Here is a 13,707-nt window from a genome sequence, read left to right as displayed (position 1 = left end):
ACGGGGCGCCCGGACCGTTGCCTCACTTCGCGGAAACCGGAGAAATTCTTCTCGGCAGCCACAGCAGCATCAGCACCGCCCCGCCGAGCAGCATCGCGGTGCTCGTGCGGAAGGCGAGCGCGTAGCCGTCCGTCAGCGCCTCGGCGCCGCCGCCGCTGCCCGTGCCTGCCGCGGCGATGGTCGACATGACGGCGAGCCCGAGTGAACCGCCCATCGTGCGCGAGGTGTTGACCAGCCCCGACACCAGTCCGGCATCCCCCGGCGCCGCACCCGACGTGGCCAGCGAGGCCAGCGGGGTCGCGGCCAGGCCCGCGCCGAGCATCATCAGGATCCCCGGGACCATGATCCCGGTGACGTACCCCTCGTGCGCGCTCATCGTCGACTGCCAGCCGAAGCCCACCGCGGCCACCAGCGTGCCCAGGGCCGCCACCGTGCGCGCCCCGGCCGACCGCATCAGGCGCGGCGCCAGCTTGGAGCCCAGCACCACCGCCAGCGAGCTGGGCACCAGGGCGAGACCGGCCTCCAGCGGCGAGTAGCCGAGCACGTTCTGGGAGTACAGCGTCATGAAGTACCACATGCAGAACATCGCCGAGCCGGAGACGAACATCGCCGTGTTCGCCGACGCCACCGAGCGCAGCCGCAGCAGTCCGAGCGGCATCAGCGGAGCCGTCGTACGGGCCTCGACCAGCAGGAACAGGCCGATGAGGGCCAGTCCGGCGGACAGCGGGACCAGGGTGGCCGCGGCCGACCATCCCTCCGCCTCCGTCTGCACGATGCCGTAGGCCAGGGTCGCGAGGCCGGCCGTCACCAGCAGCGCGCCCGGCAGGTCCAGGCGCCGCCGGTCCCCGGCGCGGCTCTCCGTCAGCCAGAGCACGGCACCGGCGAGCACCACCGCGCCCACCGGCACGTTGATCAGCAGCACCCAGCGCCAGGACAGCACGTCCACCAGCACCCCGCCGACCACTCCGCCCGCGGCCCCGCCGCCGGCGCCCACCGCGGTCCAGGTCGCGATCGCCCGGGCCCTGGCCTGCCCCTCGGGCACCGCGGCCGTCACCAGCGTGAGCGTCGCGGGCGCCAGGACCGCCGCGCCCAGTCCCTGCACGGCCCGCGCCAGCAGCAGCTGCCAGTCCTCCTGGGCCAGACCGCCGCCCAGCGAGGCCACCGTGAAGAGGCCGAGACCGACGAGGAACATCCGCTTGCGGCCGTACAGGTCACCGGCCCGCCCGCCGAGCAGCATGAAGCCGGCGAAGGCGATGGCGTACGCGTTCACCACCCACTGGAGCCCCGAGTCGCTCAGTCCGAGATCCGTGCGCATCGACGGCAGCGCGACGTTGACCACGGACACGTCGAGCACGACCAGGAACTGCCCGGCGCAGGCCAGCGCGACCACCAGCCAGGCCGGGGGCGCGGTGCGGCGGGATATGTGGGAGAGGTCGGTGGCTTCGAGCATGGGTGTCATGCTCTCAACCCGGTTACGGTCCTTGCATCGGCATTTCGGACCACGGACCCCTGGGCCCTACGACCTACACCGCCCGCAGCAGCGTCACCACCGCCGCCCCGCCCAGCCCGATGTTGTGGGCGAGGCCGACCCCGGCCCCGGGCACCTGCCGCTCCCCCGCCTCGCCGCGCAGCTGCCAGACCAGTTCGGCGGCCTGGGCGAGGCCGGTGGCGCCCAGCGGATGCCCCTTGGAGATCAGCCCGCCCGAAGGGTTCACCACCCAGCGGCCGCCGTACGTCGTCGCCCCCGACTCCACGAGCTTGCCGGACTCTCCGACCGGGCACATGCCGAGCGCCTCGTACGTCAGCAGTTCGTTGACCGAGAAGCAGTCGTGCAGCTCGACGACGTGCACGTCCTCGATGCCGAGCCCGGCACGCTCGTACGCCCGGCGTGCCGCCTCGCGGGACATCGGCTGTCCGACGACGTCGATGCACGAGCCGGACGCGAAGGACTCCTCGGTGTCCGTGGTCATGGCCTGCCCGGCGATCTCGACCAGGCCGGTCAGGGAGCGCTCCTCGGCGAACCGCTGCGACACCACCACGGCCGCCGCCGCTCCGTCCGAGGTCGGCGAGCACTGGAGCTTGGTCAGCGGCCGGTGGACCATGCGGGCGGCGAGGATGTCGGCCACGTCGTACACGTCGCGGAACTGGGCGTAGGGGTTGTGCGCCGAGTGGCGGTGGTTCTTGGCGGCGACCGCGGCGAGCTGCGCCTCGGTGGTGCCGTACCGCTCCATGTGCTCGCGGGCGGCGTCCCCGAAGATCTGGGCGGTCGGCGGGCTCGGCTCGAAGCCGTGCCGGGCGGCCATGACGCCGTAGTGCCGGGCCACGGGGGACGTCGCGCTCCAGTCATCAGCGGCTCCGCCGCGGGCCCCTCCGCCGGCGCCTCCCCCGAGCGCGCCCTTCTTCATCTTCTCGAAGCCGAGCGCGAGAACGCAGTCGCAGGCCCCGCCCTCGACCAGCTGCCGGGCCAGCATGAGCGCGGTCGCGCCGGTCGCGCAGTTGTTGTTGACGTTGTAGACCGGGACTCCGGTCAGGCCGAGTTCGTAGGCGGCGCGCTGGCCGGCGGTCGAGGGCTGGAAGCAGTAGCCGACGGGAACCTGTTCCACATCCGTGTACGCGATCCCGGCGTCGGCGAGTGCCGCGCTCCCCGCCTCCCGCACCATGTCCCAGTACTGCCATGCACGGGTCTCGGGTTTCTCGAAGCGGGTCATTCCGACCCCGGCGACATAGGCCTTCATGGCGGGCCAAATTAGAACGTGTTCCACCAAGGCACCAGAGTCTGACGGTAGATCAGAAACCCATGGAAGGGTCAAGAATTCATTAGAGGCCCGAAGCAACGGAATAGTTGCCTGTGCATACGAGGTTTACCGGGCACTTATCTCGCGCGGAAGGCCTTACCCCATGACCCACACGACGACCGACCAGCCCGACCGGAGGGCCGGCGCGGCTGTGGTCCCGGTGCTCGCCTTCGCGGGCATCGTCGTCGCGGTGATGCAGACGCTGCTCGTGCCGGTCATCAAGGACCTGCCGCAGCTGCTGGACACTGCCCCCAGCAACGCCACCTGGGTCCTCACCTCGACCCTTCTCTCCGGCGCCGTGGCCACCCCGATCATGGGCCGGCTCGGCGACCTCTACGGCAAGCGGCGCATGCTGATCCTCAGCCTCGCCGTGATGGTGGTCGGCGCCCTGGTCAGCGCGCTCACCAGCCAGCTGCTCACGATGATCGCGGGCCGCACCCTGCAGGGCTTCGCCATGGGCGCCATCCCGCTGGGCATCGGCCTGATGCGGGACATGCTGCCGCGCGAGCGGCTCGGCTCGGCCATGGCCCTGATGAGCTCCTCGATCGGCGTCGGCGGCGGCCTCGCCCTGCCCGCCGCGGCCCTGGTGGCCCAGCACACCGACTGGCACGCCCTGTTCTACGGCGCGGCCGGCCTGGGCGTACTCGCCATCGGCCTCACCCTCCTCGCCGTACCGGAGTCCCCGATGCGCGCCGAGGGCTCCTTCGACCTGCTCGGCGCGATAGGCCTGTCCACGGGCCTGGTGCTGCTCCTGCTGCCCATCACCAAGGGCAGCGACTGGGGCTGGTCCTCGGGTACGACACTCGGCCTGTTCGCCGCGTCCCTCGTCGTTCTCCTGCTGTGGGGCCTGTACGAGCTGCGCATCCAGGCGCCGCTGGTCGACCTGCGCACCACCGCCCGTCGCGAGGTGCTGCTCACCAACCTCGCCTCGATCATGGTCGGCGTCAGCTTCTACGTCGTCTCGCTCGTCCTGCCCCAGCTGCTCCAGCTACCGAAGGCGACCGGCTACGGCCTCGGCCAGTCCATGGTCGTCGCGGGCCTGTGCGTGGCCCCGCTGGGCCTGACGATGATGTTCACGGCGCCGGTCTACGCCCGCCTGTCCGCCCGCTACGGCCCCAAGACCACCCTGATCACCGGCCTGCTGATCATCGCTCTCGGCTACGGCGGCGGCCTCGGCCTGATGGACGCGGCCTGGCAGACGATCGTCACCTCCGTGGTCCTCGGCGCCGGCATCGGTCTCGCCTACTCCTCGCTGCCCGCGCTGATCGTCGGCGCGGTCCCGGCCTCGGAGACGGGCGCGGCCAACGGCCTGAACACGCTGATGCGTTCCATCGGTACGTCGGTGTCGAGCGCCGTCATCGGCATGGTGCTGGCCAACACGGCGAACAACGTGGGCGGGGTCGAGATCCCGACCATGCACGGCTTCCGCGTCTCCTTCCTGATCGCCACCGCCGCCGTCGCGGTGGGCCTGCTGCTCGCGGTGTTCCTGCCCAAGCCGGCCCGCCCGGCCCAGCACACCCAGCTGCGCGCGAGCAGCGAGGAGGAGGCCGCCATCGAGCACGCCGAGGAGGTCCTGCGGGGCTTCCGCGGCCGGGTGCTGGACGCCGAGGGCACCCCGGTCGCCCGTGCCAAGGTCACCCTGATCGACCGCCGGGGCCGCCAGGCGGGCGCGACCGTCTCCGCCGAGGACGGCAGCTATGCGGTCGCGGTCCCCGCCGAGGGTGCCTACGTCCTGGCCGCGAAGGCCGCCGGGCACGGACCGCTGGCCTCGTCCGCGAGTCACGCGGGCGACGAGCGGGCGGTCGAGCTGGACCTGTCGCTGCCCGGTGAGACCGTCAGCGCCTGAGAGCCCTGCCACTCCTGCGCACCCCCTGTCGCTTCGGCGGCGGGGGGTGCGACAGCATGGGGCGCCCGAGAACGTCGTACAGGACGAGCACGTCGTACAACCGAAAGGACCCCCATGACCGCGGCACCCAAGCCCGAGATCCTGGCCGCGTTCGAGGCGGCGAAGGGCTTCATGCCCGTGGACGAGGGGCTCGCCCTGTACGCGGCCGCCGTCGAGGCCGGGCAGCTGGGGCTGCCGCTGCTGGAGGTCGGCACCTACTGCGGGCGGTCCACGATCCTGCTCGCCGACGCCGCCCGCGAGGCCGGGGTCACCGCACTCACCGTCGACCACCACCGGGGCAGCGAGGAGCAGCAGCCCGGCTGGGACTACCACGACCCGGAGACCGTCGACCCCGAGATCGGCCTGATGGACACGCTGCCGACGTTCCGCCGGACCCTGTACGGGGCGGGCCTGGAGGACCACGTGGTCGCCCTGGTCGGCCGCTCCCCGCAGATCGCCGCGATCTGGAACTCCCCGCTCGGCCTCGTCTTCGTCGACGGCGGCCACACCGACGAGCACGCGAACGCCGACTACGAGGGCTGGGCCACCCATGTGGCCGAGGGCGGCCTGCTCGTCATCCACGACGTCTTCCCACACCCGGAGGACGAGTTCACCGGCCAGGCCCCTTACCGCGTCTACCTTCGCGCCCTCGGCTCCGGTGCCTTCACGGAGGTGTCGGCGACCGGCTCGCTGCGCGTCCTGCGGCGAACGGAGGCGGCGATCCGGACCCGCGGTTAGAGTCGCACTCGTGTCGTACGTAGGCCCTGACTTCGATCCCCCGCAGCCCCGCCGACCCCGTCGCGGGCCGCTGACCGTCGCGCTCGCCGCGCTCGTGCCCGGCGCCCTGCTGGGCTGGCTGGTGTACGAGGCGGTGGGCGGGTCCGGTGGTTCCGGCGGCTCGGACACGGCGGGCGCGCGGACCTCCGCGGCCTCGCCGAGCACCGCCAAGCCCTGGTCGGCGCCCGCCACCGACGACGCCAAGCAGGCGAGCCCGACGCCCACGACGTCGGCCCCCGCTGCCTCCGGCACCCTCAAGGGCAAGGTCGTCGTCATCGACCCGGGCCACAACCCCGGGAACTTCCAGCACACGGCCGAGATCAACCGCCCGGTGGACATCGGCACGAACAAGAAGGAGTGCGACACCACCGGCACGTCCACCAACTCGGGCTACACGGAGGCCCGGTTCACGCTGGACGTGGCCCACCGGCTGCGCACGCTCCTGGAAGAGCAGGGCGCCACCGTGAAGTTGACGCACGACGGCGACTCCCCGCCCTGGGGTCCGTGCGTCGACGAGCGGGCCCGGATCGGCAACACGGCGCACGCGGACGCCGCCATCTCCGTCCACGCCGACGGCTCGGCGGAGGGCGACCGCGGCTTCCACGTCATCCTTCCCGCGTCCGTGCACGCCGGCGCCGCGGACACCCGCCCGATCGTCGACTCCTCCCGCGACCTCGGCGAGCGCGTCGCGGGCAACTTCCTGCGCGTCACGGGCGAACCCCCCTCCAACTACGTGGGCGACGGTACCGGTCTCGTCACACGTCAGGACCTGGGCGGTCTCAATCTGTCAACGGTTCCCAAGGTCTTCATCGAGTGCGGCAACATGCGCGATAGCAAGGACGCGGCACTGCTGACCAGCGGCGCCTGGCGACAGAAGGCCGCGCAGGGGATCTCTGAGGGAATCGTGAGTTTCCTGCGTGGGTCGTGACCGTCGGGCGGAACCGGCCGGACAGGCCGATCATGTGGACGATAGTGTCTACCGACGACGTGACGACCTACGAAGGACCTTTGAAGTGAATATCCGCTCCCTCACTAGAGGCGACGGCGTGGTGATCGGAGCAGCTGTCCTGCTGTTCATCGCGTCGTTCCTCGACACGTTCGACACCTCCGGCAGCGACATCCCCAACGCCTGGGACAACCTCGGCCTGGTGATGAGCATGTACGTCGGCGGCATCATCGGTGCGGTCCTCATCGTCGTCGCCCGAGCCCTCCCGCAGCCTCGCAAGGTCGCCGGCCTCGAACTCGGCCAGGTCGGTGTCGCCTTCACGCTCTTTGCCGCGTGGACCTCGTTCTGGACGATCATCGACCCGTTGGGCGCGTTCAGCGACGAGTTCGGCAGCTCGAGCGTCGACACCGGTTCCGGCCTCATCCTCGGCCTCATCGCCGCTCTCCTCCTGGCCGCAGCCGCCATCGCCACCCCCCTGGTCCCCGCTCTGCAGGCGGCCCTGGTCCCGGCTCCCAAGCCGGGGGCGGCCCCGCAGCCCTACGGTGCCCAGCCGCCCGGCGGTTACGGCTACCCGGGCGCACCGGCCCCGCAGCAGCCGTACGGTGCCCAGCCGCAGCCGGGCCAGCCGTTCGGGCAGCCGGGCCCGCAGGCCGCCGCCCCGGCGCCGCAGCCGGCCGCTGCCGGATCGGACTTCTCGCCGTTCTGGTTCGCCGTGCCCATGACGCGTCCGCTGTTCGCCGAGGACGGCTCGCCGACGCCGATCGCCGAACTGGCGCCGGGCACCTGGTACCTGGCGGTCGAGCAGCGCGGTGCCGCGCTGGTCGCCCAGACCCAGGACGGCCGCCGTGGTGTGCTCCAGGACACCACGGGGATCCAGCGCGGCTGAGCCGTACGACCGTTCACCGAGCGGCCCCTCGCCCTTCCGGGCGGGGGGCCGTTGCCGTACAGTCGCCTCCCGGCTAGGAACTGACGGTACGTCAGGAGGCATGGCATGCGGCTCGGTCTCGCACTCGGCTACTGGGGACGCGGCCCGGACGCCGGTCATGTGCCGCTGGCCCGCGAGGCGGAGCGGCTCGGCTACCACTCCGTGTGGACGGCGGAGTCCTGGGGCTCGGACGTCTTCACACCGCTGACCTGGATCGCCGCGCAGACCTCAACGATCGGACTGGGCACGGCGGTTGCCCAGATGGCGGCGCGCACCCCGACCGCCACCGCGATGCACGCGCTCACCCTGGACCACCTCTCCGGCGGCCGCGTGCTGCTCGGGCTCGGCCTGTCCGGGCCGCAGGTGGTGGAGGGCTGGTACGGCCGGCCGTTCCCCAGGTCGCCGCTGACCGCGACCAGGGAGTACGTGGACGTCGTACGCCAGGTGCTGCGGCGCCGGGCGCCGGTGGAGGCGGACGGCTCCTTCCATCCGCTGCCGTACCGGGGTGCGGACGGGACCGGTCTGGGCAAGCCGCTGAAGCCGATCACCCACCCCCTGCGCCCCGGTCTCCCCGTGCTGCTGGGCGCGGAGGGCCCCAAGAACGTGGCCCAGACGACCAGGATCGCCGACGGCTGGCTGCCGCTGTACTGGGCGCCGAGCCGGCCCGAGGTGTACGGGGACGCGGTACGGGAGCTGCCCGAGGGGTTCATGGTGGCGCCGATGGCCCGGGTGAAGGTGTGTGACGACGTGGCGGAGGGGCTGCTGCCCGTGAAGGCCATGCTCGGCTTCTACATCGGCGGGATGGGGCATGCGGCGCGCAACTTCCACGCCGACCTCATGGCCCGCATGGGCTACGAGGAGGAGGCGCGGCGGATCCAGGAGCTGTTCCTGGCCGGGCGGCGCGAGGAGGCCGTGCTGGCCGTGCCGGACGCCTTCGCCGACGAGATCTCCCTGGTGGGCCCGCGCGAACGCATAGCGGAACGCCTGGAGTTGTGGCGCAAGGGCCCGGTGACGGACCTGCTGGCCCTGTCACCGGACCCGCACACCCTCAGGGTGCTGGCGGAACTGAACTCCTAGCCGCCGCTCAGCTGCGAGGCGGACGGCACCTGGTCCTTGACCGGGGCGCCGGCATCCTGGCCTGCTTCCTTCACCTTGTTGATGATGTCGTCGAAGGAACCGGCCGCGTTGTCGTCGCCCTTGCGCAGCTTGGCGGGCAGGTTCTTCAGGGCTTCGATGCCGGCCGTGAGCGGTGCGAGGGCCTTGGAGAGCGTCGGGTCGCCCTGGGCGTTCTTCTGGGCGGCCTTGAGCCGGTTGTAGGCGAAGGCGCCGGCCAGGCCGGCCTTCAACAGCGCCAGCTTGCGGCCCTTGGCGCCCTTCTTGAACTTGCCCGCCTTCCAGGGCTTCACGATCCACTGGTAGGTCGCGCCGGCGGCGAGGCCCGCGTTCGCCACGAACCGGGCCTTGGCGAACTTCTGCCGCTCGGCCGAGGTGCTCGGGCTGGGCGTGGCCGCGTCGAGGGCGACCGCCTCCGCCGTGGTCTTCGTACGGGTCTGGTCACTGCTGCTGGCGCCGCAGGCCGTGGAGCCGGCCAGCAGGGCGCAGCACAGGGTGAGCGCCACGCAGAGGCGCCGTATCGGTACGGGCACGGGGTCCTCCGGACGTGTCTCCCCGAGCGGGTGCTTCCTACGGCAGCCTCACCCGGACGGCCGATGTCCGCCACTCGGGCGGGGCCGTCCGGGTTTCAACCGGTGCCGGTGGTTCAGCGGCAGCAGTCGGCGTCCAGGCCGGCCGGCAGCTGTTCCCCGCCGAAGACCGCGCACGTGGCGTCGTGGCCGCCCAGGGCGGCGACGGCGAGCAGGAGGGAGCCCGCGGTCCAGGTGGTGAGTTCGAGGGGCCAGATGGCGCTGTCCTCGAAGACGTAGCCCGTCCAGTACAGGCCGCTCTCCGCGTCGCGCAGGTGCTGGATGGACTGGAGGATCTCCAGGGCGCGGTCGGACTCGCCCATCGCCCACAGGGCCAGGGCCAGCTCACTGGACTCGCCGCCGGTCACCCACGGGTTGGGGACCACGCAGCGGACGCCGAACCCGGGCACGACGAAGCGGTCCCAGTCCGCCTCGATGCGGGACTTGGCCTCCGCTCCGGTCAGGGCGCCGCCGAGGACCGGGTAGTACCAGTCCATCGAGTAGCGGTCCTTGTCGAGGAAGCGTTCGGGGTGGCGGCGGATCGCGTGACGCAGCGACCCCACCGCCAACTCCCAGTCCGGCTGCGGCTCTTCACGCTGCTCGGCGATGGCGAGGGCACAGCGCAGGGCGTGGTGGACGGAGGAGCTGCCGGTGAGCAGCGCGTCCGCGGTGGGCGTGCCGTCGTCCTCGCGGCGCCAGCCGATCTGGCCGCCGGGCTGCTGGAGCCGCAGCACCCATTCGACGGCCGCGTAGACGGTGGGCCACATGCGGTCCAGGAACGTGTCGTCCCCGGTGGACAGGTAGTGGTGCCAGACGCCCACGGCTATGTAGGCGACGAAGTTCGACTCGCGGGCGCGGTCGGTGACATCGTCGTGGGCGCCGTCGGCGTAGGCGGCGTACCAGGAGCCGTCCTCGTTCTGGTGGGTGGCGAGCCAGGTGTACGCCCGCTCGGCGGCCTCGTGTTCGCCGGCCGCGTCCAGCGCCATGGCTGCCTCGGTGTGGTCCCACGGGTCGAGGTGGTGGCCACGGAACCACGGGATCGCCCCGTCCTCCCGCTGTACGGCGAGGATGCCGCGCACGGTCGCGGCGGCCTGCTCGGCGGTGAGGACCCCGGGCAGGACGAGGTGTTCTGTCCGGGGAGTGGTCACTTGGCGGCCGCCCCGTCGGTCTCGGCGAGCCGGGGCAGGTGGGGCTTGGTCGCGTAGAGGACGAAGCTCTTGCCGATGACCGGGTTCAGCGCCTGCTCGGCGATGCGGGTGGCGAGCGGCTTCTTCATGATGTCCCAGACCAGCAGCTTGTGGTACGCCCGCACCGGCAGCGCCTTGTCGTTGTCCACGCCGAAGGCGCACTTGAGCCACCAGTACGGCGAGTGCAGGCCGTGCGCGTGGTGGGTGCCGTACGGCTTCAGGCCCGCCTCGCGGACCTTGGCCAGCAGTTCGTCGGCCTTGTAGATGCGGATGTGGCCGCCCTCGACCTCGTGGTAGGCGTCGGACAGCGCCCAGCAGACCTTCTCGGGCCCGTAGCGCGGCACGGTGATCGCGATCCGGCCGCCGGGCTTCAGCACGCGCACCATCTCGGCGAGCACGCCCTTGTCGTCGGGGATGTGCTCCATCACCTCGGAGATGATGACGACGTCGAAGGACTCGTCCGGGAAGGGCAGCGCGAGGGCGTCGCCCTCCATCGCGGTCGCGGTCGCGCCCTCCGGTGCCTCGCCGGCCTCCTTCATCGCCGCGAACCACTTGGCGACCTCGCGGATCTCCTCGGCGTTCTGGTCGAGGGCCACGACCTGCGCGCCGCGCCGGTAGCACTCGAAGGCGTGCCGACCGGCCCCGCAGCCGAGGTCCAGGACACGGTCGCCCGGGGCGAGCGGGAACCGGGAGAAGTCGACGGTCAGCACGTGGCCCTGCTTTCGGAAGAGATGCCGGTGTCGGTCGTGGCGGGTGCCGGGGCAGCGCTCGCTGCGGCCGCGGAGCGGCCGGGGGCCGTGCCCGCGTGGGGGACGGCGATGGCCTCGCGGTAGCGGGCTACCGTTCCCTCGGCGGCGCGGGCCCAGGTGAACCTCTCCAGCACCCGCTGCCGGCCCGCCGTACCGAGCCGCACCCGCAGCTCCGGGTCCCCCAGCAGCCGGCCGAGCCCGGCGGCCAGCGCACCCGCGTCACCCGGCGGTACGGCCAGGCAGGTCTCGCCGTCACGGCCGGCGACCTCGGGGATCGCGCCGCCGGTGGTGGCGACCAGCGGGGTGCCGGTGGCCATGGCCTCGGCGGCGGGCAGCGAGAAGCCCTCGTAGAGCGAGGGCACGCAGGCGACCTCCGCCGAGCGGATCAGGTCGACCAGTTCGGCGTCGGAGATGCCCTTGACGAAGTCGACGGCGCCGTCGAGGCCGTAGCGCTCGACGGCCTGGGCGACCGGGCCCTCCTGGGGGCGCTTGCCGACGACGACGAGGTGGGCGGCCGGGTGCTCGGTGCGCACCTTCGCGAGCGCCTCGACGAGGAAGACCAGGCCCTTGAGGGGCACGTCCGCACTGGAGGTGGTGACGATCCGTCCGGGCACCTGGGGGACGGCCGGATTCGGCGCGAACAGGTCGGTGTCGGCGCCGATGTGGACGACGTGGATGCGGTCGTCGCGGACGCCGAGGTGGTCCACGATCTCCTGGCGGGAGGTGCCGGAGACGGTGAGCACGGAGGGCAGGCGGCGGGCGACGCGCTTCTGCATCCGGGTGAAGGCGTACCAGCGGCGCACCGAGTAGCGGCGCTTCCAGCCCTCGGCCGCGTCCAGCTCCAGCTGCCGGTCGACGGTGATGGGGTGGTGGATGGTGGTGACCAGGGGCGCGCCGATGTCGCCGAGCAGGCCGTAGCCGAGCGTCTGGTTGTCGTGGACGACGTCGAACTCACCGCGCCGGGCGCGCAGATGGTGGCGGGCGCGCAGGGAGAACGTCAGCGGTTCGGGGAAGCCGCCGGTCCACATGGTGGCGACCTCCAGGGCGTCGACCCAGTCCCGGTACTCGTCCCGCTGGGGGGTCCGGAAGGGGTCGGGCTGGCGGTACAGGTCGAGGCTGGGCAGCTCGGTCAGGCTCAGGCCCTCGTACCTCTCGTCCAGGACGGGGTAGGGCTGCGAGCCGATGACCTCCACCCGGTGGCCGAGGCGGGCCAGCTCGCGGGAGAGGTGCCGTACGTAGACGCCCTGGCCGCCGCAGAACGGGTTCCCTTTATAGGTGAGAAGCGCGATGTTGAGCGGTCGCTCGCCGTCGGCTGCGAGGTCCGGTCGGGGACCCGCCTGACTGGCCTCAGCGGTCACTCCGGGCCCCCTTCTCCCTGCACTGTCCCGCGACACTACGACGGGACGCTAATCTAGAACAAGTTTCAGACTTGATCGTTCAAGAGGCTCTGAATCTACCGGCAGGTAGGGGCACTGGGAGCAGTGGATCAGGTGATTCACGCCACGGCCCGGACCCCCGCCGTGCAGGATGATCACGTGCCCTACAGATGTCCTCACCGACTGTCACGGAACGGGTCCCATGCCTGCGGAATCCAAGCTGGAAGCCAGTAGCGTCCGGCCCCCTTCGGCGCCGCTGACCGAGCGGCAGGAGGCCCGCCGACGCCGGATCCTGCACGCGAGCGCGCAGCTGGCCAGCCGGGGCGGTTTCGACGCCGTACAGATGCGCGAGGTCGCCGAGTCCTCGCAGGTGGCCCTCGGCACCCTGTACCGCTACTTCCCGTCCAAGGTGCACCTGCTGGTCGCCACCATGCAGGACCAGCTGGAGCACATGCACGGCACCCTGCGCAAGAAGCCCCCGGCGGGCGACACGGCGGCCGAGCGGGTCGCGGAGACCCTGATGCGGGCCTTCCGCGCCCTGCAGCGGGAGCCGCACCTGGCCGACGCGATGGTCCGCGCCCTCACCTTCGCCGACCGCAGCGTCTCCCCCGAGGTCGACCAGGTCTCCCGGCAGACCACGGCGATCATCCTGGACGCGGTGGGGCTGGAGCACCCGACCCCGCAGCAGCTCTCCGCGGTCCGGGTCATCGAGCACACCTGGCACTCGGCCCTGATCACCTGGCTCTCGGGCCGCGCCTCCATCGCACAGGTGAAGATCGACATCGAGACGGTGTGCCGGCTGATCGACCTGACGGACCCGGACGCGTCGCACTGACACCCTCGTGACAAGGGGGTGGCCTCGGCGACGGACCCTCGCCGGGACAGACGAAACCTACGAGACGGGTTCCCTTCGCCGGTATGAACCGGATCAGGTGTTAGGGGTCGCCGTCCGGCCTGACTGCTGCTTTTCGGCCTCTCAGCCCTACCGTCGCTGTCGGCCTCGGCGGATGCCTGTGCGTCTCGCCAAAGTCGGCTACTCCGGTCGGACTCCCTCACTCGCCTCGTAGGCTCTATCAGGATAATCCCGATAGGCGCGACGGAACCCGACAAATGGGAAAAATTTCCATCATGACGTGCCGTCGCGCGGGGGCTACTCCTCGGGTGGGAACACCGGCTCCCCGCTGCCCAGCAGGGTGATCACGATCGCCTCCACCGGGCAGCTCTCGGCCGCGTCCAGGACCTGTTCGCTCGCGTCGGTGTCCGGTTCGGCGGGGTGGGACTGGCGGGCGGTGTCGAGACGGAAGCCGTCCGGGGCATGGTGGAGGCACTGGGCCGAGCCGATGCACACGGACCGGTCGACCTCGACGTGCCAGCGGTCGCCCATC

Annotated in this window: 13 protein-coding genes and 1 riboswitch; of the genes, 6 read left to right on the top strand and 7 right to left on the bottom strand. The window is 71.8% G+C overall.

The window, feature by feature from the left end; genetic code table 11:
- Positions 1-22: 22 nt before the first annotated feature.
- On the bottom strand, positions 23-1,450 hold the full coding sequence (locus ABZ471_RS08430; protein ID WP_359063839.1) for an MFS transporter: 1,428 nt from the start codon (positions 1,448-1,450) through the stop codon (positions 23-25).
- A gap of 73 nt (positions 1,451-1,523) precedes the next feature.
- Entirely contained in the window at positions 1,524-2,735 is a 1,212-nt protein-coding gene (locus tag ABZ471_RS08425) for a lipid-transfer protein (RefSeq protein WP_359063837.1), read from the bottom strand.
- Positions 2,736-2,898: 163 nt separating this feature from the next.
- On the opposite strand from ABZ471_RS08425, the gene ABZ471_RS08420 reads away from it, so the two are divergent.
- The 5 genes from ABZ471_RS08420 to ABZ471_RS08400 all read left to right on the top strand — a co-directional run bounded on the left by ABZ471_RS08420 (position 2,899) and on the right by ABZ471_RS08400 (position 8,405).
- Positions 2,899-4,641: an MFS transporter gene (locus ABZ471_RS08420; protein WP_359063835.1), complete on the top strand. Its 1,743-nt coding sequence runs from the start codon at positions 2,899-2,901 to the stop codon at positions 4,639-4,641.
- A 114-nt stretch (positions 4,642-4,755) separates the two neighbouring features.
- Positions 4,756-5,418, top strand: a complete 663-nt coding sequence (locus ABZ471_RS08415; RefSeq protein WP_359063833.1) for a class I SAM-dependent methyltransferase — start codon at positions 4,756-4,758, stop codon at positions 5,416-5,418.
- A 10-nt stretch (positions 5,419-5,428) separates the two neighbouring features.
- Positions 5,429-6,385, top strand: a complete 957-nt coding sequence (locus ABZ471_RS08410) for an N-acetylmuramoyl-L-alanine amidase (protein ID WP_359063831.1) — start codon at positions 5,429-5,431, stop codon at positions 6,383-6,385.
- An 85-nt stretch (positions 6,386-6,470) separates the two neighbouring features.
- Entirely contained in the window at positions 6,471-7,289 is an 819-nt protein-coding gene (locus tag ABZ471_RS08405) for a hypothetical protein (protein ID WP_359063829.1), read from the top strand.
- 105 nt (positions 7,290-7,394) lie between these two features.
- On the top strand, positions 7,395-8,405 hold the full coding sequence (locus tag ABZ471_RS08400; RefSeq protein WP_359063826.1) for an LLM class F420-dependent oxidoreductase: 1,011 nt from the start codon (positions 7,395-7,397) through the stop codon (positions 8,403-8,405).
- Here ABZ471_RS08400 and ABZ471_RS08395 read toward each other — a convergent pair.
- The 4 genes from ABZ471_RS08395 to ABZ471_RS08380 form a co-directional block, all read right to left on the bottom strand.
- A complete protein-coding gene (locus ABZ471_RS08395) occupies positions 8,402-8,974 on the bottom strand; it encodes a hypothetical protein (RefSeq protein ID WP_359063824.1) in 573 nt (190 codons plus the stop codon). The two genes, ABZ471_RS08400 and ABZ471_RS08395, sit on opposite strands and share 4 nt — an antisense overlap.
- A gap of 113 nt (positions 8,975-9,087) precedes the next feature.
- Entirely contained in the window at positions 9,088-10,158 is a 1,071-nt protein-coding gene (locus tag ABZ471_RS08390) for a prenyltransferase/squalene oxidase repeat-containing protein (protein WP_359063822.1), read from the bottom strand.
- Complete coding sequence (locus ABZ471_RS08385; RefSeq protein WP_359063819.1) at positions 10,155-10,907, bottom strand: class I SAM-dependent methyltransferase; 753 nt, start codon at positions 10,905-10,907, stop codon at positions 10,155-10,157. The genes ABZ471_RS08390 and ABZ471_RS08385 overlap by 4 nt, the downstream gene beginning before the upstream one ends.
- A complete protein-coding gene (locus ABZ471_RS08380) occupies positions 10,901-12,304 on the bottom strand; it encodes a glycosyltransferase family 4 protein (RefSeq protein WP_359063817.1) in 1,404 nt (467 codons plus the stop codon). The genes ABZ471_RS08385 and ABZ471_RS08380 overlap by 7 nt, the downstream gene beginning before the upstream one ends.
- A gap of 220 nt (positions 12,305-12,524) precedes the next feature.
- Between ABZ471_RS08380 and ABZ471_RS08375 the strand changes: the two genes are divergently transcribed.
- Positions 12,525-13,157, top strand: coding sequence for a TetR family transcriptional regulator (locus ABZ471_RS08375; protein WP_359063815.1), 633 nt, complete (start codon positions 12,525-12,527; stop codon positions 13,155-13,157).
- 53 nt (positions 13,158-13,210) lie between these two features.
- A riboswitch (TPP riboswitch) is annotated at positions 13,211-13,386 on the bottom strand.
- A gap of 86 nt (positions 13,387-13,472) precedes the next feature.
- Here the strand turns inward: ABZ471_RS08375 and ABZ471_RS08370 are convergent.
- Positions 13,473-13,706 carry a ferredoxin gene (locus ABZ471_RS08370; RefSeq protein ID WP_359063813.1) on the bottom strand — a complete coding sequence of 78 codons (234 nt, stop codon included), beginning with the start codon at positions 13,704-13,706 and terminating at the stop codon, positions 13,473-13,475.
- Position 13,707: the final 1 nt, after the last annotated feature.

The organism is Streptomyces sp. NPDC005728 (assembly GCF_040630895.1).
GTDB lineage: Bacteria > Actinomycetota > Actinomycetes > Streptomycetales > Streptomycetaceae > Streptomyces.
The sequence above is the reverse complement of the archived record's forward strand: the minus strand, read 5'-3'. Positions and strand labels throughout refer to the sequence as shown.

Bases quoted from the DNA above. Each gene is read 5' to 3' on its own strand.
- ABZ471_RS08430 (WP_359063839.1), bottom strand. From the start codon at position 1,450: ATGCTCGAAGCCACCGACCTCTCCCACATATCCCGCCGCACCGCGCCC.
- ABZ471_RS08425 (WP_359063837.1), bottom strand. From the start codon at position 2,735: ATGAAGGCCTATGTCGCCGGGGTCGGAATGACCCGCTTCGAGAAACCC.
- ABZ471_RS08420 (WP_359063835.1), top strand. From the start codon at position 2,899: ATGACCCACACGACGACCGACCAGCCCGACCGGAGGGCCGGCGCGGCT.
- ABZ471_RS08415 (WP_359063833.1), top strand. From the start codon at position 4,756: ATGACCGCGGCACCCAAGCCCGAGATCCTGGCCGCGTTCGAGGCGGCG.
- ABZ471_RS08400 (WP_359063826.1), top strand. From the start codon at position 7,395: ATGCGGCTCGGTCTCGCACTCGGCTACTGGGGACGCGGCCCGGACGCC.
- ABZ471_RS08375 (WP_359063815.1), top strand. From the start codon at position 12,525: ATGCCTGCGGAATCCAAGCTGGAAGCCAGTAGCGTCCGGCCCCCTTCG.
- ABZ471_RS08370 (WP_359063813.1), bottom strand. From the start codon at position 13,706: ATGGGCGACCGCTGGCACGTCGAGGTCGACCGGTCCGTGTGCATCGGC.